Origin of the sequence: Rhodococcus sp. C1, from assembly GCF_020809065.1 — a bacterium.
Lineage (GTDB): Bacteria > Actinomycetota > Actinomycetes > Mycobacteriales > Mycobacteriaceae > Rhodococcus_F > Rhodococcus_F qingshengii.
Genome location: NZ_CP078080.1, coordinates 4,564,281 through 4,587,432, shown reverse-complemented (window position 1 = coordinate 4,587,432; position 23,152 = coordinate 4,564,281). Strand labels below are relative to the sequence as shown.

Genomic DNA, 23,152 nt, shown 5'->3' with positions numbered 1-23,152 from the left:
TTTTGTCGTCCGGTTATTTCCAGCTGGGCAACCACAGATGGTTCTGCCACGATTCCGGCGTGATCGGCATGGCGGTGAGTATCGGCCAGAGGTAGACGAAGTTGGCCACGACCAGACCGATGTACAGACTGACTGCCAGAAGTCCGGTGGTACGACGCTCGACGGACGCGCTCGCCTTGCCCAGTACATCGCCGAGGACCAGCGCAAATCCCATGACCATGAACGGGGCGAGTGCAACTGCGTAGAAGTAGTACATCTGGCGGTCGAGCGTCGCGAACCACGGGAGGTAAGCGGCACCGTAGCCCGTCAGGACCACGGCGTATCGCCAGTCCCTGCGCACGAACGTCTGCCAGATCGCCCACGCCAACATCGGTAGGGCCAGCCACCACATCGCCGGTGTGCCGATCAGCATCACGGCCTTGACGCAGCTGGCGGCCCCGCAACCGGTGACCTGCTCGCCGTCGGCGTAGTAGTAGAGCATCGGTCGTAGCCCCATCGGCCACGTCCACGGTTTCGACTCCCACGGGTGGTGGTTTCCGGCGGAGTTGGTCAGACCGGCGTGGAACTGGAGAACGTTTCCGCTGTAGTACCAGAGTGAGCGCAGCGCGGAGGGAATGAAGCTCCATGTGCCGCCCTCACCGATCTCGTTACCGACGGCGTGACGGTCGACGCCGGTCTCGCTGGTGAACCAGGCCCAGTAGCTCGCGAGGTACACACCGAGCGGAATGATCACCAACGCATACAGAGCAGGCCCGATGTCGCGAACTGCAGTGCCGACCCATGGGCGCTGCACGCGGTAGGCGCGGCGCGCTGACAGGTCGAAGGCAACACTGAGCAATCCGAAGAACAGAATGAAGTACATGCCGGACCACTTGGTTCCGCAGGCCAGGCCGAGCAGGATGCCGGCGCCGAACCTCCACCACCGGAAACCCAGCCGCGGACCCCAGGCAGAGTCGCCGATTCGGCCCTCTTCGTATACCTTCGCCATCCGTTCGCGGACTTGGTCGCGATCGACCACCAGGCATCCGAGGGCGGCGAGAACGAAGAAAGCCAGGAAGATGTCGAGCATCCCCAGGCGTGAGGAGACGAAGGTGACGCCGTCGACGATGAGCAGGATTCCGGCAATCGCGCCGATCAGCGTGGACCGCGTCATGCGGCGCACGATCCGGATGATCAGCAAGACCATCAGTGTCCCGACCAGGGCCGACGAGAATCGCCACCCCCAACCGTTGTAACCGAAGAGTGCTTCGCCGATCGCGATCATCTGCTTACCGATCGGCGGGTGTACCACCAATCCGTAACCGGGATTGTCTTCGATGCCGCCACCGGTCAGAACTTGCCAGCCCTGCGGAACGTAGTGCTTCTCGTCGAAGACAGGTGTGCCGGCGTCGGTCGGGTAGGCGAGCATCGTGAAGCGTGTGATCGCCGCGATAGCGGTGACGAAAGCGGTGACAATCCAGCCGCGCAATCTGTCGGTCGGGCCGAAATCAGGATCCGGTACCAGCGGGCCGGGACTACGCATTACCCGATCGCTCGTGGCGGGCGTTGGCCGCTCGTCCGTCTGCACAGTCACCTGGCAATCGTAGGCTGTCAGGTATGACTGGTCGCTTGGTACTCGCCGCAACACCCATGGGAGATGTCGGTGACGCGTCTCCGCGTCTTCGGTCTGCTCTCGCAACCGCCGACGTCGTTGCTGCGGAGGACACACGACGCACCAAGTCTCTGGCGTCCGCGCTCGAGGTAACCATCACCGGGAAGATCGTCAGTTTCTACGATCAGGTCGAGATTTCCCGGCTGCCCGCGCTGGTCGCCGACGTCGCCGAAGGCAAGACCGTCCTGCTGGTCACGGACGCGGGCATGCCGTCGGTCAGCGATCCCGGATATCGCCTTGTCGCCGCCTGCGTAGCCGAGAACCTCGCCGTCACGTGCTTGCCCGGTCCGTCGGCGGTGACGACGGCGCTGGCACTCTCCGGATTGCCCGTCGAGCGGTTCTGCTTCGACGGGTTCCCGCCGCGTAAGCAGGGGCAGCGCAAGACGTGGCTCTCTGCCTTGGCAACCGAGCAGCGAGCGTGTGTGTTCTTCGAAGCGCCTCATCGCCTTGCCGACTGCCTCGCAGATGCGGTGGAAGTGCTCGGGCCGAATCGCCGCGCGGCCGTGTGCCGGGAATTGACCAAGACCTACGAGGAAGTGAAGCGCGGCACTCTCGGGGAGTTAGCTGCTTGGGCCGCCGAGGGCGTTCGCGGTGAGATCACGGTGGTGCTCGAAGGCGCAGTGCTGGTGGCATCTGATCCTGCCGATCTGGTCGACGAGGTGGAAAGGCTGGTCGAGGGGGGAGCACGATTGAAGGACGCGTGTGCTCTGGTCGCAACGGCCGGAGTCTCCAAGCGTGAGTTGTACGAGACGGTCCTGGCCGCTCGAAAGGACTAGCGGGAGCGGTTCACGGCGGGTGCGCCGGGACGCAGGTTGGCGTCGTCGGCTGCAGCCTGGCCGGCGTGCCAGCCTTCGGCGTCCACGGACCGTCCGCGAGTCTTGCGGGTTGTCGGGAACAATCGATCGAATTCGGCGTCGACGGCCTCGGATGTGGTGGCGAGGATCGGCAGAAGATCCGCGACGTCCATCGATGCCGCGTCGGCCGCTTCGGCGGTGGCTTTGGTGCCGGCGTCACGCAGGCGGTGTCCGATGCGGCTGGCGAACCCGGCCAGGAATCCCTTGCGGAACGAGGTGGTGCGTGAGCCGCCACGATTGCTCGAGTCGGCGAATTGCATTGCACGGGTTGCCTGTACGAGCAGGGAAGTGAACAGCATGTCGACTTGCTGAAGGTCGACCGGAGTGCCGACGACGGTCGCGAGTGCAATGTCGCTGAACCAGACAGTCCTGACACGATTCGATTCGCCGATCTCGGTCAGGAGGTGAACCTTTTCCTTCACGTACGGGTTCTCGATGTGAATGCGTCGGGCATTGACGGATGTGTCGGTGACCCCGGCGCGACTGTGGAGCAGTGCGGAGTCGATGGCGTACCGGGTCATCAACTCCTGGGCCTTCGCGGTGAAAATCTCGGCTTCTTCCGCGAAGTTGGTTGCTTCCGCTTTGGCGAGTAGTCCACGAATTCGCTTGAGTACCTTGGCGTCGACCTCGGTATCGCCGACGCCGGCATAGCTGGTATCGGTGCGTTGCGACGGCCAGGTGGATGGTGGCGCGAGCAACACCGTCCACTGAGGTAGGCGCATCCACGATCGCGCGACGTCGACGATCTGCGAAACGAGGAAGTAGGGATCCTGGAACAGAAGGCCGGCCGCGAGGGAGCGAAAAACGTCGTCGTCCACGGTGATTCGAGAAGCGATGTGCCGAGACTTCGGATACTGCTCGCCGATTGTCTGCAACTGCCCCACCCATTCGAGCGGAGCGCGATCGGAGGCGCGCGACGCCTTCGCGTCGAACAGGATGGTGGTGGCGGCGAGATCGGCGTCGGACGCTTCTTTGCTTCGACGCGCCAGATGAATCAGATCCGCCGGCTGCCATCCGCGGTCGTACGCCGCGGACAGTTCGGAAACGAGATCTCGCACCGCGGAAACGGATTGAGGGCTGACCTCCTGAGTGGACACCCGCGCTCCGTTCCATGGCAGTGTCTGCGCCGAAGCGCTGGTTCGAATGTATGTTCTATTCGTCGTCATGGCTGGAGTGTGCACGTGGGGTCCGACACATCCGCCTGTAACCGGATATCTCGGACCCCACGTGCGGCACTCTCGCTTAGCTCATTCCTCGACGAAGCGGGGGAAAACTGGCGCCGGAGCAGGCAGTTTCCGGTTCGCGTCGATGCGAACCGCAATGTCGGCGAACTGCCGGTTCTCTTCGCTCTGGCCAAGCAGATCGAGGATGCGTGACGCCGCGTCGGGCATCACCGGCTGAACGAGAAGCCCGACGATACGGACCACTTCGAGCGTCACGTACAGAACCGTCGCCATGCGTGCCGGATCCGTCTTGCGCAGAACCCACGGTTCCTGCTTGGAGAAGTACCGGTTGGTCTCGCCGAGAACGCCCCAGATGGCTTCCAGTGCGAGATGCAGCGCCTGCACGTCGAACTCGCTGCGGCACTTGGCAAGCAGGGCATCCGCCGACGCCAGCATCGCCAGGTCGTCCTCGGTGAACTCGCCGGGGGTCGGTACCTGGGCATCGCAGTTCTTCGCGACCATCGTCAGTGAACGCTGCGCGAGGTTGCCCAGTTCATTGGACAGGTCTGCATTCATACGCGTCACGATTGCTTCGTGGCTGTAGCTGCCGTCCTGGCCGTACGAGATCTCGCGGAGCAGGAAGAAGCGGACCGCGTCGAGGCCGTACTGATCGACCATCGCGATGGGGTCGACGACGTTGCCGACCGACTTCGACATCTTCTCGCCCTTGTTGTACAAGAACCCGTGGACGAAGACCCGCTCCGGCAGTTCGATGCCGGCAGACATGAGGAACGCCGGCCAGTACACGGTATGGAAACGCGTGATGTCCTTGCCGATGATGTGCAGGCTCGCGGGCCAGAACTTCTCGAACTCCGCCGAGTCGACGTTCGGGTAACCCACGCCGGTCAGGTAGTTGGTGAGGGCGTCGACCCAGACGTACATGACGTGGTCGGGGTCTCCGGGAACCTCGACGCCCCAGTCGAACGTGGTGCGCGAGATCGACAGGTCCTTGAGGCCGCCCTTGACGAAGCTGACGATCTCGTTGCGACGAGTCGCGGGGGCAATGAACTCGGGATGCTCTTCGTACAGAGCAAGCAAACGGTCCTCGTAGGCCGAGAGACGGAAGGTGTAGTTGGACTCCTCGGTCCACTCCACCGGGGTGCCGGTCTCCGTCGACTGACGGGTGCCGTCGTCCAGAAGCGTGGTCTCGGCTTCGGTGTAGAAGGCCTCGTCACGAACCGAATACCACCCCGAGTACGTGTCGAGGTAGATGTCGCCCGATGCGGCCATCTTTTCCCAGATCGCCTTGCTGGCGACCTGATGATCGGCGTCGGTGGTGCGGATGAACCGGTCGTACGAGATGTTCAGGACCTTGTCGAGGTTCTGGAACACGTCGGAGTTCCGAGCCGCGAGTTCGCGGACGTCGATGCCCTCTTTGATCGCTGTCTGCTGCATCTTCAGACCGTGCTCGTCGGTGCCGGTCATGAAGAACACTTCATGACCGTCCAACCGCTTGAAACGGGCGAGCGCGTCCGAGGAGATGTACTCGTACGCGTGGCCGATGTGCGGAGCGCCGTTGGGATACGCGATCGCTGTCGTGATGTAGAACGGCGATCGTTCCGCGCCTTCCGGGGCAGCGGAGTCCGGGCGCGGGGTCTGGGAGGGTGAGGCAGGCACAGTCATGGTGGGCTTACTCTATCGGGCGTGAGCAAAGACCGTCCCGCCCCCGATGCCCCTGAGCCCTTGTCGCCTCTGATCGACGCACATACGCACCTCGACGCCTGTGGTGCGCACGACGCTGCGACCGTGGCCGAAATTGTCGATCGGGCCGAAGCCGTCGGCGTCGGACGGGTCGTCACGGTGGCCGACGACCTTGATGCCGCACGCTTTGCCGTCGACGCTGCGAACTGGGATTCGAGGGTTTACGCAGCCGTCGCAATCCATCCGACCAGGGCGAACGTCCTCGATGTCGACACCAGAGCCGAGATAGAACGGTTGGCGTCCGATCCGCGGGTCGTCGCGGTGGGGGAGACCGGGCTGGATCTCTACTGGCCAGGCAAGCTCGAAGGGTGCGCCACCATCGAGGAGCAGGTCGACGGTTTCCGGTGGCACATCGACCTCGCGAAGCGTCTCGGCAAGACGCTGATGATTCACAATCGCGAAGCCGATGAGGACCTGCTGCGGGTGCTGCACGAGGAAGGCGCGCCGGAGACCGTGGTGTTCCATTGCTTCTCCTCGGATTCGGAGATGGCCCGTGCGTGCATCGACGCGGGCTACGTGTTGAGTTTCTCGGGAACCGTGAGTTTCAAGAATGCGAAGGCGCTGCGTGAGGCCGCGCTGTTGGTGCCGTCGGATCAACTGATCGTCGAGACGGATGCGCCGTTCTTGACGCCGCACCCGTTCCGCGGTGCGCCCAACGAGTCGTACTGCCTGCCGTACACAGTGCGCGCGCTCGCAGACATCCGCGGTGAGGATCCGCAGGCGCTGGCAGCAGCGTCCACGGCGACAGCGGAGCGCGTCTACAAGCTCTGACGCTATGGTGGTCTGACAGGTAACTCCGCGCCCGGGACGGTCGTGTCCCGGTTCGTCTACTGCGCGGAGTATTCAGATGAATGACTACAACGTGGTCACAGTCCGCATCGAAACGTGGGAATTCGAGTGCTGTGCACCGTTGCCGGTGGTCGGCGAAAAATCTGCGTGGGCTTTGCACCCCACACGTGAGTCGCTGTGGTTCGACGGGACGGTTCATGGAGGAATCTATCCCGACGACGTGGAACCTACGGCCGGGATCGTTCTCTCGATCCGACTCGAGCGCGGCGAGTTTGTCGAACAAGAACCCAGGCACTGGGTATTGGTACCTGGGAGCACCGATCACGTTCGAGTCGAGAAGGTCCCACGGTCTTTTCGCGGCATGTCGTCGCTGGTTGCCGGTCGTCGTGGCTGGATGGAGACGGCCGTTGTCGTCGAGCTTGCTCTTCCCGCGAGGGGATGAGGGCGCACAGCTTCACTGAGCCGACGCCGGTCGACTCTTCGGTCCGGATCGTCAGCGTTCATGTCGACGCGGTCGAAGTCGAGTGCTGCGGGCCGTTTCCGGTGGTCGGTGAACCATGCTCGTGGACATTGACACCGCGATCGCAGGACGACGATTTCGACGGTTGGGTTCACGGCGGGATGCCGGCGTCTGGAGTCGTGACCACCGGTGTGGTGCTCGGGATTCTCGTGGTCACGACGACGTACGAGGAAGTCGGAAGTCCACGCATGTGGTTGCCCGTCGAAGGTAGCGAGACCTATCGAAGGGTCGAGGCCAGTCCTCGGTGGTTCCGAAGGTTCGGCGACTTCGACTTCGAGCCGCAGAATCGGATCGAGACCGGGCTGGTCGTCGAATTGGCCACCACCCGTGCGCCTTTCCGGTAGTCCCCACTACCAAAAAGGCGCACAGGGGGCTTGCCCCTAGAGAACCTTCGCCAGGAAGTCCTGGGTGCGCTGCTGCTGGGGGTTGCCGAACAGACTCTCCGGCTTACCTTCTTCGACGATGTATCCGTCGGCCATGAAGATGACTCGGTCGGAAACCTCACGGGCGAAGCCCATCTCGTGGGTCACGACGACCATGGTCATGCCCTGCTTGGCGAGGTCGCGCAGCACCTGCAGAACCTCACCCACCATTTCGGGGTCGAGGGCGCTGGTGGCCTCGTCGAAGAGCATGATGTCCGGACTCATCGCGAGTGCGCGGGCGATGGCAACGCGCTGCTTCTGCCCACCGGACAGGCTGGCGGGCTTGGCATCTGCCTTCTCCGCGAGACCGACCTGGCCGAGCAGTTTGACGGCGATCTCGCGAGCCTGCTCCTTGGTCGATCGCCCGGTCTGCACCGGAGCGAGCATCACGTTTTCGACGACGCTCATGTGAGGGAACAGGTTGAAGTGCTGGAACACCATCCCGATGTGCTGGCGCACCTTGTCGATGTCGACATCCTTGTTCGTGAGGTCGAACTGGTCGACGCGCACGGATCCGGCGGTGATGTCTTCGAGGCGGTTGAGGCAACGCAGGAAGGTCGACTTGCCGGAACCGGAAGGCCCGATGACGCAGACCACTTCACCGCTCTTGATGTCGACGTCCAGGCCCTTGAGGACCTCGTTGTCGCCGAACGACTTCTTCAGTCCCTTGACCGAAATCTTGACCTCGGTGGCGGACTTGCCCATGTTGACGGCTGTTTCGGTCACTTGTTGATCCTCTTCTCGAGGCGGTTAGACAGCTTGGTGAGCGCCATGATGATGATGAAGTACATGACGCCGATGATCAGCCACATGTTGAACGACTGGAAGTTGCGCGCGATGATGATGCGCCCTGTCTGAGTGAGCTCGGCGAGTCCGATGACCGACAGGATCGACGTGTCCTTGAGGGTGATCACGAACTGGTTGATGTACGACGGGATCATCGTGCGAATTGCCTGCGGCATGATGACTTTTCGCATCGACTTCATGTAGCTGATGCCCAGGCTTCGTGACGCCTCCATCTGTCCCTTGTCGACGGACAGGATGCCGCCGCGGACGATTTCAGCCATGTACGCGCCGGCGTTGAGCGAGAGCGTGATGATGCCTGCGGTGAAGGCGGACATCTGGAAATGCAGGGCTGCCGGGATGCCGAAGTAGATGAAGAATGCCTGCACCAACAGCGGTGTGCCGCGGAAGATGTCGACGTAGGTTGTGCCTATACCTCGGACGAACATGTTGGTGGACACGCGGCAGAGACCGAAGATCGCGCCTAGGACCAGAGCGATCGCGATCGAGACGACGGAGAGAACGATCGTCAACCACAGGCCCTTGAGAAGCTGCGGGTAGGTGCTCTTGATCAAGCCGATGATGGAGTTGTCCGACGTCGACGCGCCCTGACCGAGGTAGGTCGAGACGATTTCGTCGTACTGGCCGTCGTCGCGCAGGTTCTGCAGTCCGGCGTTGAACATCTGGAGCAGTTCGGCGTTCTGGCCCTTGTTGACTGCGAAGCCGTAGCTCGCGCCCACCTCTTTTTCGGTGACCGTCTTGAGGCCGTTGCCCTGTGTGATGCCGTAGGCGAGGACGGGGTAGTCGTCGAAGACTGCGACGGAGTTCCCGGTGCGGACCTCGTCGTACATGCTGGCGGAGTCGGCGAAATAGACTGTGGTGAAGCCGTATTGGTCCTTGATGGACTCGGCGAAGCTGGCGCCCTCGGTGCCGTTCTTGACGGCGACGCGCTTGCCCCTCAGATCCTCGTACGACTTCACGTCGTTGTCGGTCTCGAGGACCGCCATCTGCACGCCCGACTCGAAGTACGGGTCGGAGAAGTCGAACACCTGCTTGCGGGCGTCGGTGATGGACATGCCCGCGATGACGCCGTCCGCCTGCCCGGCCTGCACGGCCTGAAGGGCCGCGTCGAAGCCGAGCTGCTTGATGTCGACCTTGAAGCCTTGGTCCTCGGCGATCGCATTGAGTAGGTCGATGTCGATGCCGACAAGTTTGCCGTCTTCGTTCTCGAATTCGAACGGCGCGAATGTCAGATCGGTGGCGATCGTGTAGGTGCGGCCGGGTTGCGCGCTCGCGATTCCGGGGGCGAACAGCGCTGCGATCAGCGCCAGCAGGATGGCCAGGATCGGCCACCTGGCATTACGTGGTCTGTCGAATCTTCTTCGCACTATCGCCCAGCTTTCTTCTGTCGCGCCCGGGATCGCCGGACTGCTTTGAACCAGACGAGAACATACTGCGCCCAGAGCTGAATCGATACACGGGTATCGGAGCCGGAAAGTGCAGAACACACGACACGCCGTTGCCGTTCCGTGACAAAAGTCGCATTTCGTTGTGATTTGGTTGCCGATACAACGCTCGGTCGTTACCGTATTGTGATCGAACGTCGTCTGCCTTGGGATTTCCTGTGTCGCCTTTTGCCAAGATCAACTCCACGAAGTCACCACTTCTCTATTCAGTGGTGGGTGCGTTGCTTCTGACGCTCATCGTCGGGGGTGCGCTCGCCGTGGTTCGGCACAAGACGATCACCCTCGATGTCGACGGCGACATGATTTCGCTGTCCACGATGTCGAGCAGCGTCGGTACCGCTCTCGAGGACGCCGGATACCCGGTCGATCCCAAGGACGCGCTCGCACCCAGTGCCGATTCCTCCCTGTCCGATGGCGATACCGTCGTACTGCGCCGTGCCCGTGAGTTGGCTCTGACCGTCGACGGTCAGCCGACCACCATCTGGACCACCGCATTGACGGTCGACGAGGCATTGAAGCAGGTAGATGTTTCCGACGACTTCGCAGTCTCGGCTTCGCGCTCGCATCGTCTGCCGCTCGAACGGACCGAGCTCGACGTCGTCAGCCCGAAGACCGTCAGCGTCAGCGACGGTGGCGCTCCCGCGGCGGAGGTCAAGCTCGCCGCCGTGACCGTCGGTGATCTTCTCGCGGCCAAGAATGCGCCGCTCGAGCAGGCCGACTCGGTGGTTCCCACCGCCGACACACCCGTTACCAACGGCCTGACCATCCAGGTCACTCGCGACCGCACGGACACTCGCGTCGAGACGCAGCCGATCGCGCCGCCGGAGAACAAGGTCGAGGATCCCGAGCTAGAGAAGGACAAGACCGTCGTCGAGAACCCGGGTGTTCCGGGTGAGCGCACGGCCACTGTCGAGGTCAAGACCGTCAACGGCGTCGAGGCCGGACGAACCGAACTGTCCGCGACCGTGATCAAGGAACCGGTCGCAGCAGTGGTGAAGGTCGGTACCAAGCAGGCTTCCGCTCCCGCTGTGTCCAACGCGTCGACGTGGGATGCCATTGCTCAGTGCGAGGCGACCGGAAACTGGGCCATCAACACCGGCAACGGTTTCTACGGAGGACTTCAGTTCACCCAGAGCACCTGGGAAGCATTCGGCGGCGGTCAGTACGCAGCTCGCGCCGACCTCGCATCACGTGAACAGCAGATCGCGATCGGCGAGAAAGTCCGCGCCGGTCAGGGCTGGGGTGCTTGGCCGTCCTGCACCAGCAAATTGGGCCTGCGCTGACGCGCTCACACCTCACAGAACACAGGAACCGATGTCACCGTTCGCCAAGATCAACTCGACCAGGTCGCCGTTGTTGTACTCGGCGATCGCCGCTCTTCTCCTGACGGTTCTCGTGGGTGGTGTTCTGGCCGTCGTCCGGCACAAGACCATCACTCTCGATGTCGACGGTGAGCAGATTCGCCTGAGCACCATGTCGACCAACGTCGACGGCGCTCTCGAGGACGCGGGTTACCCGATCGGTGACAAGGATGCAGTTGCTCCCGCGGCCGACGCTACGCTGTCCGACGGCGACACCGTGGTGCTCCGTCGTGCCCGTGAGATCACGCTGACGGTCGACGGTCAGCCGCAGAAGCTCTGGACCACAGCCTTGACCGTCGACGACGCGTTGAAGCAGTTGGACGTCGCGGCGGATGTGCACGTGTCGGCTTCGCGCTCGCAGCGTCTTCCGCTGGACGGCGCCGCGCTCGACGTGCTGACACCGGTCGTCGCAAAACTGGTCGACGGCGCAAACGCGGCAGCAGACGTGCGTATCGCGGCGCCGACGGTCGGGGAGTTCCTTACCGCCAACGGCACTCCGCTCGAGCAGTCGGACACGGTGGTTCCCGCCGCCGACGCTCCACTGACCGAGGGCCTGGAGGTCACGGTGACGCGCAACCGCACCGAGAACAAGGTCGAGACCTTGCCGCTCGATCCGCCGGATCAGCGCATCGAGGATCCGACGATGAACCAGAGCCGCACGATCGTCGAGAACCCGGGCGTGCCCGGCGTGCGTGACGTGACGTTCGCCGTGAATCTCGTCAACGGTGTCGAAGCCGGACGTACCCAGGTCTCGGAGACGATCACCACACCGGCGCAGCCGAAGGTCGTGCGTGTCGGAACGAAGCCGGGCACCGAGGTGCCGCCCGTGGAGAACGGTTCGACGTGGGATGCGCTCGCACAGTGCGAGGCCACCGGTAACTGGGCCATCAACACCGGCAACGGTTTCTACGGCGGCGTGCAGTTCGACCAGAACACCTGGGAACGACAGGGCGGGTTGAAGTATGCGCCCCGCGCCGACCTCGCCACCCGTGAAGAACAGATCGCGATTGCGACACAGACCCAGCGCACTCAGGGCTGGGGCGCATGGCCGTCGTGCTCGGGTCGCCTCGGACTGGGATAAGTTCTACTGGTGTCAGACGCCGAACAATCGAACGAACCCATCGCTACTCCGCGCGGGCAGGCGGCCCTGCTCGGTCCGGTCGAGGTGCGCGCTCTTGCCGAGGAATTCGGTGTCCGGCCCACGAAACAGTTGGGGCAGAACTTCGTTCACGACGCCAATACCGTGAGGCGCATCGTCACCACGGCAGGCGTGACACGTGACGACGTCGTTCTCGAGGTAGGGCCTGGTCTCGGTTCGCTGACGATGGCGCTGATGGACGTGGTCGATCGGGTCATCGCGGTCGAGATCGATCCCAACCTCGCGGCTCGCCTGCCGAAGACGGTGGCCGAGCGAGCGCCGGAACTGGCCGATCGCCTGACCGTCGTCGAAGCCGACGCGATGCGTGTGCTGCCTTCGCAGATTCCCGGCGAGCCGACCGCGCTGGTCGCGAACCTGCCGTACAACGTCGCGGTGCCGGTGCTGTTGCACCTGTTCGCGTCGCTTCCGAGTCTGCGGACCGCACTCGTGATGGTGCAAGCCGAGGTTGCCGATCGCCTGGCGGCTGATCCGGGAAGCAAGATCTACGGCGTTCCCAGCGTCAAGGCCAACTTCTTCGGCGAGGTTCGCCGCGCCGGTGCCGTCGGACGCAACGTGTTCTGGCCGGTGCCGAAGGTGGAATCAGGTCTGGTTCGTATCGACCGGTATGCGGAGCCGCCGTGGCCGATGGACGAGAAACACCGCAAGCAGGTTTTTGCGGCGATCGACGCCGCATTCGCGCAGCGCCGCAAGACTTTGCGTGCCGCGCTCAGCGGTTGGGCAGGTTCGCCTGCCGAGGCCGAACGACGGCTCCTCGCTGCCGGCATCGAGCCACAGACGCGTGGTGAGATGCTCGACGCAGCAGCCTTCGTTCGGCTGGCTGGAGGCGAATAGTCCCGTGCGCGGTTAAGGAGTGCAGGGACTCCCTAACCGCGCACAGGGGCTTGCCCCCTTATTTGAACCGCCGCAACCTCAGGCTGTTGCTCACCACGAACACACTGCTGAATGCCATTGCGGCACCGGCGAGCATCGGGTTGAGCAGGCCGGCCGCAGCCAGCGGGATCGCAGCCGTGTTGTAGGCGAATGCCCAGAACAGGTTGCCCTTGATGGTCTTGAGCGTCTTGCGGGACAGTCGAATTGCATCGGCTGCCGACCGCAGGTCACCTCGCACCAGAGTGATATCGCTGGCCTCGATCGCAACGTCGGTACCCGTGCCCATCGCCAGGCCGAGATCGGCCTGAGCCAGGGCTGCCGCGTCGTTCACGCCGTCGCCGACCATGGCCACGACGCGTCCTTCCGCCTGCAGTTTCTTGACGGCGTCGACCTTGTCCGCAGGCATGACCTCGGCGAAGACGGTGCTGATCCCGACCTGATCCGCGACAGTGCGAGCAACGGTGGCGTTGTCACCGGTCAGCAGAACCGGTTCGAGGCCGAGTGCTTTCAACTGCGCGATTGCTTCGGCGCTCGTGTCCTTGACCGCGTCGGCGATCACGAGGATGCCGTGCGCCTTGCCGTCCCAGCCCACCGCGATTGCGGTGCGCCCGGCCTTCTCTGCTGCAGCCTTCGCCTCGCGGAGATTTTCCGGCAACGGCATCGACCAGTCGGCGAGCAGCGCGTCTCGGCCCGCGACGACGGCGTGACCGTCGACCATTCCCTGCACGCCGCGCCCGGCGACGTTCACGAAATCCTCGACCGTAGGCAATTCGCCCACAGCTTCGGTCGCACCCTTCGCGATCGCTGCGGCGATGGGGTGCTCGGAGCGATGTTCGAGTGCGCCCGCCAGCCGAAGGACCTCGTCGACGGTTGTTCCTTCGCCCACCACGGTGTCCAGCAATGTCATCTGACCGGTGGTGACGGTTCCCGTCTTGTCGAGCACGACGGTGTCGACTGCGCGCGTCGATTCGAGCACCTCGGGTCCCTTGATGAGGATTCCCATCTGAGCTCCGCGACCCGTGCCCACCAACAGGGCTGTGGGCGTTGCCAATCCGAGGGCACAGGGGCACGCGATGATCAGCACGGCGACAGCAGCGGTGAAGGCCATCTCGATAGGGTTACCGGTGCCGAGCCAGTAGCCCAGTGTCGCAACGGCAATCGCGATGACGACCGGTACGAAGATACCGGCGATCCGATCGGCGAGGCGCTGAACTTCGGCCTTGCCGTTCTGGGCGTCTTCGACCAGTGCCGCCATCTGGGCGAGTTGGGTGTCGCTCCCGACCCGGGTTGCCTCGACGGTCAAGGTTCCACCGACGTTGACGGTGGCGCCGACGACAGTGTCCCCGACACCGACTTCCTCAGGCACGGATTCACCCGTCAACATGCTCATGTCGACGGCTGAGCGGCCCTCGGTGATGATGCCGTCGGTGGCGATCTTCTCGCCGGGCCGGACGATGAAGGAGTCGCCCGCTGCCAGTTCTTCGGCGGGGATTCGTACTTCGACGCCGTTGCGCAATACCGCGACGTCTTTCGCACCGAGCTCCATGAGTGCGCGTAGTGCGGCGCCGGACGTGCGCTTGGACTTGTGCTCGAAGTAGCGTCCGGCCAGCACGAACGTGATGACGCCCGCGGCAACTTCGAGGTAGATGTTGGCGCTGCCGTCCATCCGGTCGACCGTCAACCGGAAGGCGTGCTTCATACCGGCTTCGCCCGCAGTGCCGAAGAACAGTGCGTAGAGCGACCAGACGAAGGCCGAGATGGTGCCCAGCGAGATGAGCGTGTCCATCGTGGCCGCGCCGTGACGCAGGTTCACCCAGGCAGCCCGGTGGAAGGGGAGGGCCGCCCACACGATGACCGGTGCGGCCAGCGTGAGGGAGAGCCACTGCCAGTTATCGAACTGCAGCGCAGGAATCATCGCCATAGCGATGACCGGCACGGAGAGAAGAGTCGAGATGATCAGGCGGGTACGAAGCTCGCGCAGATCACGATCCTGCGGGGTTTCCGCATCCGGGTCGACGGTGTCCGGCGCGCTGGGCGGTTTGGGGAGCGCGGCGGAATAGCCGGCATTCTCGACGGCAGTGACCAGATCTTCGACGGGCACCCCGTCCGGGAAGGTGACCTTGGCCTTCTCCGTCGCGTAGTTGACGGTGGCTGTGACGCCGTCGATCTTGTTGAGCTTCTTCTCGATTCGTGACGCGCAGGAGGCGCAGGTCATCCCGGTGATCGCGAGTTCGACGCTGCTCGAGTTGGCAGCATTGTCGACCGCAGTCGGTGACGTCATCAGTGCCCTCCCTCGTGATTGTCTGGAACTGAAGCCGTGGAAGTGCCTGCATCAACAGTGAATTCGGCGGTCCGAACCACGCCCTCGTGCTGGAAGTCGAGGAACAGCCGGTATGTGCCTTCGCTCGGTGCCTGTGCGTGGAAGGAAATGTCCGGACCAGGAGCTGTGACGCCGTCGCCTGGCTCGCCTTCGGGGTGCACGTGCAGGTAGGCGAGGTCGCCGGTGCGCAGGGCAACGAGGTGACCGAAGGCACCGAGGTACGGATCGAGATCGGTGACCGGGGCTCCGTCGCGAGCAACGCTCAGCGTGATCGGGCCGCCGGCAGTGGTCAGATCACCGTCGAGAGTCACGGTGTATCCGTCGACGGTTGCGGTCGCGCTCTTCGCAGGTAGCGGCGCGGGAGTGAATTCGCCTGCCACGTCGAAGTTTCGGCCGAGTGTCAGTTGGGTGCCGTCGGTGGGATCGAAGTCCGCGAAGACTCGGTAGGTGCCGGCGGCGGGCCAGGCCCAGTCGATCGACCAGGTGCCGTCTGCAGCGAGGGACGGATGTACGTGGCGGAATTCGCTGGTGTCGTTTCGGACGACAATGAGGTGGAGTTTCTTCTCGTGCAGGAGGTCGAAATCGACGACGGGCGTGTTGGTGTCGTCGAGAATCCGGAAGGTCAAGGTTCCCGGCTCCCCAGCTCGACCGGGTGCGGTCACATCGGTGAGTGTGTATCCGCCGGAAGAGACTTCGAGTCCTGCAGGTGTTGCCGAATCCATGCCTGGCATCGATTCGGTGGTTGATTCGTGGGTGCTGTGCTGGGTGGTGGACATGTCTATCGGGCTTCCGATTGCGGCCCCCACGCCGAGGGCGGCGCCGAAGACGGCGACCAGCCCTACGGCGTAGGCGGCAAGTGTTGTCGAGGTGCGCACGGCTGACTCAGCTTGGTACGACTGCGTAGCCGGCTTCGTCGACTGCTGCGACGACGTCGGCTGCGGAGACGGGAGCATCGCTGGTGACAACGACGCGTCCGCTCGCCAGTTCGACATCCACCGCGGTTACTCCCGCGATGTTGCCGATCTCTTCCTTGACGGATCCGACGCAGTGTCCGCAGGTCATTCCGGAAACGGTGTATTCGGCGGTGGTCATCGCAGGTCCCTTCGGTTGTGGAAAGCTTATTTTACGGATACCCGGTGTAGGTATCGCTCTGCAATCGAAGGTACCCCCAGGGGGTATGCATGTCAACGGGCTGGGCAGTGATGAAGGCCTCAGGGAAGACAACACGGCGGATGTGTGGTCTACTTGTGGTGGTCGTAAGTGTTTGTGTTTGTGTTTCCACGCTCGCAAATGGTTAGGTTGCGAGCGTTTGGACATCCTCCACGGATTTGTCTCAGAACGGTCGTAGTAAGTGACCCGGGCGGTCGAAGCGACTGCCTGTTGACACTGTGTTAGAGGAGATTTACATGGCAGAGGGCATCGTGAAGTGGTTCAACTCCGAGAAGGGGTTCGGCTTCATCGCTCCCGAAGACGGCAGCGCTGACGTCTTCGTTCACTACTCCGAGATCCAGAGTGGCGGCTTCCGCACTCTCGAGGAGAACCAGCGCGTGGCGTTCGAGATCGGTCAGGGCAACAAGGGCCCGCAGGCCACCGGCGTTACCATCGTCTAAGACGTCCATGTGAGTCGGGCAACCGACGCATGACGTACTGACAAGACCCCAACTCTTCGGAGTTGGGGTCTTGTTGTATTTGAGTGAAAAACGCTGTCATGCATCCAGATACCGCTGAGTGGCGACTGTCGTTTCCGCCGCGATCGTGCGGCATTCTTCGCGGAGTTCAGGTGGATTCACAACGGTGAAATCGACGTCGAAAGCTCTGAGCCAGTGTGCGATCGATCGCAGAGAAGTGCCCGAAAGCACTATGACGCAACGCCCTTCGTCGGTGGACTCCACCGATCCCCACTGTTCGTTGACCATGGGTGCTATCTGCTCGATGGGTGCATGCAGTAGAACTGTTGCGCGCGTGGAGGAATAGGCCCGAGCGACACCGCGGGACACGAAGTCTGCTGCACCGCCGGCGGGTAGTTCCCGCGGCACGAATCGTGGGCCGGTGGGGATCTTGGGTTCCATTCTGTCTACGCGAAATGATCGCCAGTCTTCGCGAGCGAGATCCCAGGCCACCAGATACCACCGGACACCCGACCGTACGAGCCGGTACGGTTCCACCTCGCGCCGGCTCTGGGTGCCGTCGTGAGTGCAGTAGTCGAATCGCAGGCGTTCGTGGTTGTGGCACACCGACGCGATGGCGGACAAGACCGACGCATCGACTGCGCTCGCGGCGGGCTCGCGTGGCACGACGTCGATCGACAGCGACTCCAGACGGTGTCGCAGCCTCGACGGCATGATCTGCCGCAGCTTCGCCAGCGCGCGCATCGAAGCCTCGCCGATGCCGACCACAGAGCCGGTCGCTCCGGATTGCAGTGAAAGTGCCACCGCGAGCACTTCTTCGTCATCGAGCTGTAGCGGGGGCATCTCCGCGCCGGCACCCAGGCGATATCCGCCACCGACTCCGACTGTCGCGTCGACCGGATAGCCGAGATCGCGGAGGCGGTCCACGTCACGTCGAACCGTGCGCGGGGTGATCGCGAGTTTGTCTGCGAGTTCGGCACCGGACCAGTCTCGACGCGTCTGGAGCAGTGACAGCAACCGCAGTAGGCGAGCCGATGTCTCCTTCATGGCCAGAAGTCTGCCAAACATTTAGGACCGTATGAGTCCTCAATTGAATTTAGGTTGGTCCACATCCGACCAGTCGAGAAGAAATTGGGGCCACGTCATGAGTCGCATCAACGACGGCAGACCGATGATCGAGACGAAGGCGCTCACCAAGCACTTCGCTCAGGGCAAGAAACTCGTGGAAGCAGTCAAGGGAGTCACGCTCGACGTAGCGGAGGGTGAGTTGGTTGCCTTGCTGGGGCCGAACGGCGCCGGGAAATCGACGACGTTGCGCATGCTGACCACCTTGCTCGAGCCCACGTCCGGTACTGCGCGAATCGCAGGATTTGACATCTCCGCGGCGCGGAACGAGGTGCGCTCCAGCCTCGGATACGTCGGACAGGGGAACGGCGCCGGCCACAACCAGCGAGTTCGCGACGAGTTGGTGACGCAGGGGTTGTGCTACGGAATGCCCAAGGGCGACTCGCAGGTCCGGGCCGACGAATTGCTGCGTGATCTCGAACTCACCGAGTTGGGTACTAGAAAGGTCAGTACGCTGTCCGGCGGGCAGCGCCGGCGGCTCGATATCGCCCTCGGCCTGGTCCATCGCCCACCGCTCCTGTTCCTCGACGAGCCGACCACGGGCATGGACCCGCAGAGTCGGGCCAACCTCTGGGACCACATCCTCCGGCTGCGGCGCGAGATGGGCACCACGATCGTGCTGACCACGCACTACCTCGAAGAAGCGGATTCGATGGCAGAGCGGGTCATCGTCATCGACGAGGGCACCGTTATCGCGGACAACACCGCTGCCGCACTCAAAGCGGATCTTGCCGGGGATCATCTTCTGCTCACCTTCGACAACGCCGAAGCGGCTGCCATCGCGGCGTCGGTGGCCGAGCGACTTGTCACTGTGCGTGGGGTCACCGTCGAGGCAAGTTCGGTGAGTATCCGTGCCGGCGAGGGTGATTCGACGCTACCGGTGTTGCTGCGTGAAGCCGATGCCCGCGGTGCCCTCGCACTCACTGCCGACATCACCAGGCCGACTCTCGACGACGTCTTCCTCACTCTCACCGGCCGCAGTCTGCGCGAGAGCGCCGCTGCGGTCGCTTCCTGAAACACGACAAAGAACTTCGACGAACAGGAATCCGCCATGACAATCACACTCGATACCCCACTTACCGTGCACGGCAACATCGTTCGAGACAGCTCAATCGTGATGGGCCGTGAGCTGCGACCGATGTTGCGCGACCCGGTCAGCGTCATCTTCAGCCTCATCCAGCCGCTGATCCTGTTGGCGTTGTTCGGGCCTCTGCTCAAAGGGGTTCCGGGTACCGGTGACGGCGTATGGAATTGGTTCATTCCCGGTGTGTTGGTGATGATCGCGATCTTCGGAACGACGATGACCGGGTCCAACCTCTTGATGGAGATGCAGCAGGGATCGCACGAGCGAATGTTGGTGACTCCGCTCCGACGCTCGTCCTTGTTGATCGGGCGAGCGTGCAAGGAGATGGTTCCGCTTGCCGCGCAGGCGATTCTGATCATTCTGGTCGCACTTCCGCTCGGATTGGACGTCAATGCAGCGGGAGCCGCGCTCGGGATAGTCCTGCTGGGAGTGTTCGGCGTCGGACTCGGTGCGCTCTCGTACGCTCTCGCTCTGGCTGTGCGGGAGCAGGATTGGATGTTCTGGGTCGTTCAGCAGACGCTGATGTTCCCGCTCCTGATCCTGTCGGGAACCATGCTTCCACTCGAGGACGCACCAGGTTGGATGAAGGTCCTCGTGAACATCAATCCGCTCGGCTACGTCGTAGACGCCGAGCGGGCACTCTTTGCCGGAGACTTCGCGTCGAGCAGCGTTCTGGCAGGAATCGTCGCCGCCTTGGGCGTGGCGGTGGTCGGTCTGGGCGTAGGTGTGCGCGCGGTGAAATAGCGTGGGTGTGCTGGCTGTCGGACGGGCTGCTGCGGTCGCAGGTTTTCGCCCAGGTGTTCGCAGCGCCTATTGTTGTTCCTTGTGCTCTCCGTCGTTCCACGCCCCGTAGTCGTCCGGGCCCCGTCCAAGGTGAATCTCCACCTTGCCGTCGGGGACCTGCGAGACGACGGCTATCACGAGCTGACGACGGTTTTTCAGGCATTGTCGCTGGCAGACACCCTCACGGTGGCGCCTGCGGACACCTTGACCGTGCGGGTGATCGGCGACGACGCCGCGGCCGTGCCGACCGATCGCACCAACCTCGTGTGGCGTGCCGCCGAGATGCTCGCCGTCGAGGGTGGCGTGGCCCCGAACGTCGAGATAGTCATCGAGAAAGGCATCCCCGTCGCAGGCGGAATGGCCGGCGGGAGTGCCGACGCAGCCGCCGCTTTGGTTGCGCTCAACGCTTTGTGGAAGCTCGACTTCTCGCGGCCTGATCTCGACGCTTTTGCGGCACGCCTCGGGAGTGACGTTCCGTTCTCGCTGCACGGTGGCACTGCCCTTGGAACCGGCCGCGGCGAACAACTTGTCCCCGTGTTGACCCGCCACACTTTTCACTGGGTGTTGGCGCTGGCGAAGGGTGGCTTGAGCACACCGGTCGTGTTCCGCGAGCTGGACAAGCTGCGGGCAGAAGGCTCCCCGAAACGGGTGGGGAGCGCCGATGCGTTGATCCAGGCACTGACCACGGGTGACGCTCATCTGCTTGCGTCGCTGCTCGGCAACGATCTGCAGGCTGCGGCACTCTCACTCAACCCGGATCTACGACGGACGCTTCGAGCGGGCGTCGAAGCCGGAGCTTTGGCCGGCATCGTCTCCGGCTCCGGACCGACATGCGCCTTTCTCTGCGCCGACGCACAGTCCGCGGTGGAAGTGAGCGCAGAACTTGCGGGAGCGGGGGTGTGCCGCACCGTTCGCGTGGCGAGCGGACCCGTTCCCGGAGCACGAATACTCGACAATGCGGCAAAGGGACAGCACTGATGGCGAATCTGATCAATCTGGAAAACGTGTCGAAGTCTTTCGGCGTCAAGCCGTTGCTCGACGGGGTCTCCCTGGGCGTCGAGGAGGGCGAGCGCATCGGCGTCGTCGGTCTCAACGGTGGCGGTAAGACGACCATGCTCGAAGTCCTCGCGGGTGTGGAGCAGCCGGATTCGGGACGCGTCAGCCGCGTCGGCGGATTGCGTATGGCCGTCGTGACGCAGCGCGGTGTGCTGCCTCCCGGCTCCACTGTCGGTGAAGTGGTCCTGGGGCCGCTCGGAGTGGCGCAACACGAATGGGCCGGCGACGCGCGCATCCGTTCGGTGCTCTCGGGTATCGGCATCGACAACTTGGGCGCCGGTGGCGAGCGGTCCGCATTGGACGCCAAGGTCGACGGCCTGTCCGGCGGTGAGCGTCGCCGCGTGGCTCTCGCTGCGGCTCTGGTTCAGGACCTCGACCTGCTGGTGCTCGACGAGCCCACCAACCACCTCGACGTCGAAGGTGTTCAGTGGTTGGCCGAGCACCTCGTCTCGCGTCGCAGCGCGCTTGTCGTCGTGACCCACGATCGCTGGTTCCTCGACACCGTCGCCACCCGCACCTGGGAGGTTGTCGGCGGCGGCGTCGAAAGCTACGAGGGTGGCTACAACGACTGGGTGTTCGCTCGCGCCGAGCGCTCGCGTCAGGCTGACGCTTCCGAAGAGCGTCGACGCAACCTTGCACGCAAGGAACTCGCATGGCTGCGCCGCGGTGCGCCGGCCCGTACGTCCAAGCCGAAGTACCGCATCGAGGCCGCAGAGGCCCTGATCGCCGACGTTCCGGCACCTCGTGACGCGGTCGCTCTTGCGTCGTTCGCGCAGCGTCGGCTCGGCAAGGTTGTCATCGAACTCGAAGACGCGCGTCTGGAGACTCCGGACGGTCGTGTACTCGTCGAGGATCTGACCTGGCGTCTCGCTCCAGGTGAGCGTGTAGGCCTGGTCGGTGTCAACGGCTCGGGCAAGACGACTCTGTTGCGGACTCTGGCCGGCGAACTCGAGCCTGCCGCCGGAAAGCGCATTCAGGGGCAGACCGTCCACATCGGTTGGCTCAAGCAGGAACTCGACGATCTACCGACCGACATGCGCGTACTCGACGCGGTCAAGGATGTAGCCGAGCGAATCACGCTGGGAGACAAGGAAGTATCGGCGGGTCAGCTGGCTGAGCGGTTGGGCTTCACGCCGGCGCGTCAGCGCACCCCAGTCGGTGATCTCTCCGGTGGTGAGCGCCGACGTCTGCAGTTGACGCGTGTCCTCATGGCCGAGCCCAACGTCCTGCTTCTCGACGAGCCGACCAACGATCTCGACATCGACACGCTTCAGCAACTCGAAGATCTGCTCGACGGCTGGGCGGGCACCATGGTGGTCATCTCGCACGACCGGTACCTGATCGAGCGCATCTGTGACACCACCTGGGCGCTCTTCGGTGACCGCAAGCTCACCAACCTGCCCGGTGGTATCGAGGACTACCTGCGTCGGCGCGCAGCAATGGGGGATGGCGACAACCCGTCGGTGGCCTCGACGGCGAGTGGTGCGTCGAAGAGCAAGCAGGTCCGCGACGGCGCCGCGGATCGCGCTGCACGCAAGGAACTTTCGAAGCTCGAGCGGTCCATTGCGAAGTTCGACGACCGAGAGAAGAAGCTGCACGCTTCCCTCGCCGACGCGGCCACCGACCCGGACAAGCTGCAGAAACTCGGCGCAGAACTCAAGCAGGTCATCGCCGACAAGGAAGCCGCCGAAGAGCAGTGGATGGAGCTCTTCGCCGAGCTGGACGGCTAGGGGAACTTCGCTGCGAACCTCTTGAAGATTCGCTCGGGATCCAGGGTTTCCGGAGCATGCCTGCGCAGCAGTGCGTCCAGAACGAGCCCGTCCAGTGCTGCGACCAACTCCGTTGCATCGGACGAGGTCATGCCGCGTTCGACCAGGATGTCGACAAACCGATCCCGACCACGCACCAGTTCCACTGCGAGGTCGGGATCGTGGAATGACGCGATGATCAGTTCGTAACGCGCCCGAGTGCGGCCGGATTCAGGCCCCAGCCACCGGGCCACCTGTTGCTTCGGCGTCTCGCCCGGGCGAGGAAGATCACCGTCCAGAAGATGCCGCACCACCTCGACTATCAGTCCACGCTGGTTTGCGAAGTAGTGCCGTGCGCTGCCGTGTGGCACGCCCGCCTCGTCTTCGGCGCCTCTCATCGACCAGGCTCGAAACCCAACCCGGCCCGTCTTTTCGACATCCTGCTCGTGCTGTGCGTTGTTGCGATTGCGTGTTTCGCGGGATACGTCCTCTATCGCGTGATATTGGACGACTAGGCGAATGTTTATGTACTTCAACAGGTCTCGAGACTTCATGTTCCCGAAGTTGTCCGGTTTGTCTCTGGTTATCGAAAGTGTGTTCGATTAGACT

22 protein-coding genes are annotated in these 23,152 nt (G+C 63.4%); 12 read left to right on the top strand and 10 right to left on the bottom strand.

All coding sequences use genetic code 11. The features are described from left to right. Positions 1-13 precede the first annotated feature (13 nt). Complete coding sequence (locus tag KTR60_RS20880) at positions 14-1,522, bottom strand: dolichyl-phosphate-mannose--protein mannosyltransferase (RefSeq protein ID WP_003946230.1); 1,509 nt, start codon at positions 1,520-1,522, stop codon at positions 14-16. A 74-nt stretch (positions 1,523-1,596) separates the two neighbouring features. On the opposite strand from KTR60_RS20880, the gene rsmI reads away from it, so the two are divergent. Next, positions 1,597-2,427, top strand: coding sequence for a 16S rRNA (cytidine(1402)-2'-O)-methyltransferase (gene rsmI, locus KTR60_RS20875; RefSeq protein ID WP_003946264.1), 831 nt, complete (start codon positions 1,597-1,599; stop codon positions 2,425-2,427). Here rsmI and KTR60_RS20870 read toward each other — a convergent pair. Together KTR60_RS20870 and metG are read right to left on the bottom strand one after the other, a co-directional pair. Then, entirely contained in the window at positions 2,424-3,671 is a 1,248-nt protein-coding gene (locus tag KTR60_RS20870) for a DUF2786 domain-containing protein (protein ID WP_202425863.1), read from the bottom strand. The two genes, rsmI and KTR60_RS20870, sit on opposite strands and share 4 nt — an antisense overlap. A gap of 81 nt (positions 3,672-3,752) precedes the next feature. Further along, positions 3,753-5,351 carry a methionine--tRNA ligase gene (metG, locus tag KTR60_RS20865; protein ID WP_003946248.1) on the bottom strand — a complete coding sequence of 533 codons (1,599 nt, stop codon included), beginning with the start codon at positions 5,349-5,351 and terminating at the stop codon, positions 3,753-3,755. Between the two features lie 21 nt (positions 5,352-5,372). Here metG and KTR60_RS20860 point away from each other — a divergent pair, with 21 nt between their 5' ends. From KTR60_RS20860 to KTR60_RS20850, 3 genes are all read left to right on the top strand, one after another. After that, positions 5,373-6,200, top strand: a complete 828-nt coding sequence (locus KTR60_RS20860) for a TatD family hydrolase (RefSeq protein ID WP_030536315.1) — start codon at positions 5,373-5,375, stop codon at positions 6,198-6,200. A 76-nt stretch (positions 6,201-6,276) separates the two neighbouring features. Beyond that, positions 6,277-6,660 carry a DUF6578 domain-containing protein gene (locus KTR60_RS20855; RefSeq protein WP_042921287.1) on the top strand — a complete coding sequence of 128 codons (384 nt, stop codon included), beginning with the start codon at positions 6,277-6,279 and terminating at the stop codon, positions 6,658-6,660. Beyond that, positions 6,657-7,082, top strand: coding sequence for a DUF6578 domain-containing protein (locus tag KTR60_RS20850; protein WP_042448984.1), 426 nt, complete (start codon positions 6,657-6,659; stop codon positions 7,080-7,082). Before KTR60_RS20855 ends, KTR60_RS20850 begins: the two co-directional genes overlap by 4 nt. 36 nt (positions 7,083-7,118) lie before the next feature. Here KTR60_RS20850 and KTR60_RS20845 read toward each other — a convergent pair whose 3' ends face one another. Further along, a complete protein-coding gene (locus tag KTR60_RS20845; RefSeq protein WP_003946239.1) occupies positions 7,119-7,886 on the bottom strand; it encodes an amino acid ABC transporter ATP-binding protein in 768 nt (255 codons plus the stop codon). After that, positions 7,883-9,331, bottom strand: a complete 1,449-nt coding sequence (locus KTR60_RS20840; protein WP_003946214.1) for an amino acid ABC transporter substrate-binding protein/permease — start codon at positions 9,329-9,331, stop codon at positions 7,883-7,885. Before KTR60_RS20840 ends, KTR60_RS20845 begins: the two co-directional genes overlap by 4 nt. Positions 9,332-9,567: 236 nt before the next feature. Here KTR60_RS20840 and KTR60_RS20835 point away from each other — a divergent pair, with 236 nt between their 5' ends. From KTR60_RS20835 to rsmA, 3 genes are read left to right on the top strand one after another with little or no spacing between them, the layout of a single operon-like run. Beyond that, the gene (locus tag KTR60_RS20835; protein WP_042921286.1) at positions 9,568-10,692 is read left to right on the top strand and encodes a resuscitation-promoting factor; all 1,125 of its coding nucleotides are present in this window, start codon (positions 9,568-9,570) and stop codon (positions 10,690-10,692) included. A gap of 31 nt (positions 10,693-10,723) precedes the next feature. Next, positions 10,724-11,851, top strand: a complete 1,128-nt coding sequence (locus KTR60_RS20830) for a resuscitation-promoting factor (protein WP_099697979.1) — start codon at positions 10,724-10,726, stop codon at positions 11,849-11,851. A 9-nt stretch (positions 11,852-11,860) separates the two neighbouring features. Further along, positions 11,861-12,760 carry a 16S rRNA (adenine(1518)-N(6)/adenine(1519)-N(6))-dimethyltransferase RsmA gene (rsmA, locus tag KTR60_RS20825; RefSeq protein WP_003946263.1) on the top strand — a complete coding sequence of 300 codons (900 nt, stop codon included), beginning with the start codon at positions 11,861-11,863 and terminating at the stop codon, positions 12,758-12,760. Positions 12,761-12,818: 58 nt separating this feature from the next. Here rsmA and KTR60_RS20820 read toward each other — a convergent pair whose 3' ends face one another. From KTR60_RS20820 to KTR60_RS20810, 3 genes are read right to left on the bottom strand one after another with little or no spacing between them, the layout of a single operon-like run. Beyond that, entirely contained in the window at positions 12,819-15,080 is a 2,262-nt protein-coding gene (locus KTR60_RS20820; RefSeq protein WP_003946240.1) for a heavy metal translocating P-type ATPase, read from the bottom strand. Beyond that, on the bottom strand, positions 15,080-15,994 hold the full coding sequence (locus KTR60_RS20815) for a hypothetical protein (RefSeq protein WP_007729015.1): 915 nt from the start codon (positions 15,992-15,994) through the stop codon (positions 15,080-15,082). The genes KTR60_RS20820 and KTR60_RS20815 overlap by 1 nt, the downstream gene beginning before the upstream one ends. A 7-nt stretch (positions 15,995-16,001) precedes the next feature. Then, complete coding sequence (locus tag KTR60_RS20810; RefSeq protein WP_003946267.1) at positions 16,002-16,211, bottom strand: heavy-metal-associated domain-containing protein; 210 nt, start codon at positions 16,209-16,211, stop codon at positions 16,002-16,004. 314 nt (positions 16,212-16,525) lie between these two features. Here KTR60_RS20810 and KTR60_RS20805 point away from each other — a divergent pair, with 314 nt between their 5' ends. Next, the gene (locus tag KTR60_RS20805) at positions 16,526-16,729 is read left to right on the top strand and encodes a cold-shock protein (protein WP_003946232.1); all 204 of its coding nucleotides are present in this window, start codon (positions 16,526-16,528) and stop codon (positions 16,727-16,729) included. A gap of 96 nt (positions 16,730-16,825) precedes the next feature. Here the strand turns inward: KTR60_RS20805 and KTR60_RS20800 are convergent, their stop codons facing one another. After that, positions 16,826-17,794: a helix-turn-helix transcriptional regulator gene (locus KTR60_RS20800; protein ID WP_228401220.1), complete on the bottom strand. Its 969-nt coding sequence runs from the start codon at positions 17,792-17,794 to the stop codon at positions 16,826-16,828. Between the two features lie 97 nt (positions 17,795-17,891). Between KTR60_RS20800 and KTR60_RS20795 the strand changes: the two genes are divergently transcribed. The 4 genes from KTR60_RS20795 (at position 17,892) to KTR60_RS20780 (ending at position 22,525) form a co-directional block, all read left to right on the top strand. After that, positions 17,892-18,887 carry an ABC transporter ATP-binding protein gene (locus KTR60_RS20795; RefSeq protein WP_228401219.1) on the top strand — a complete coding sequence of 332 codons (996 nt, stop codon included), beginning with the start codon at positions 17,892-17,894 and terminating at the stop codon, positions 18,885-18,887. A 36-nt stretch (positions 18,888-18,923) separates the two neighbouring features. Then, positions 18,924-19,700, top strand: a complete 777-nt coding sequence (locus tag KTR60_RS20790) for an ABC transporter permease (RefSeq protein WP_042921274.1) — start codon at positions 18,924-18,926, stop codon at positions 19,698-19,700. An 81-nt stretch (positions 19,701-19,781) separates the two neighbouring features. Beyond that, positions 19,782-20,717, top strand: coding sequence for a 4-(cytidine 5'-diphospho)-2-C-methyl-D-erythritol kinase (locus KTR60_RS20785; protein WP_042921272.1), 936 nt, complete (start codon positions 19,782-19,784; stop codon positions 20,715-20,717). Further along, on the top strand, positions 20,717-22,525 hold the full coding sequence (locus tag KTR60_RS20780; protein WP_003946255.1) for an ABC-F family ATP-binding cassette domain-containing protein: 1,809 nt from the start codon (positions 20,717-20,719) through the stop codon (positions 22,523-22,525). Before KTR60_RS20785 ends, KTR60_RS20780 begins: the two co-directional genes overlap by 1 nt. Here the strand turns inward: KTR60_RS20780 and KTR60_RS20775 are convergent. After that, the gene (locus tag KTR60_RS20775; protein WP_064111652.1) at positions 22,522-22,941 is read right to left on the bottom strand and encodes a TetR/AcrR family transcriptional regulator; all 420 of its coding nucleotides are present in this window, start codon (positions 22,939-22,941) and stop codon (positions 22,522-22,524) included. The two genes, KTR60_RS20780 and KTR60_RS20775, sit on opposite strands and share 4 nt — an antisense overlap. Positions 22,942-23,152: the final 211 nt, after the last annotated feature.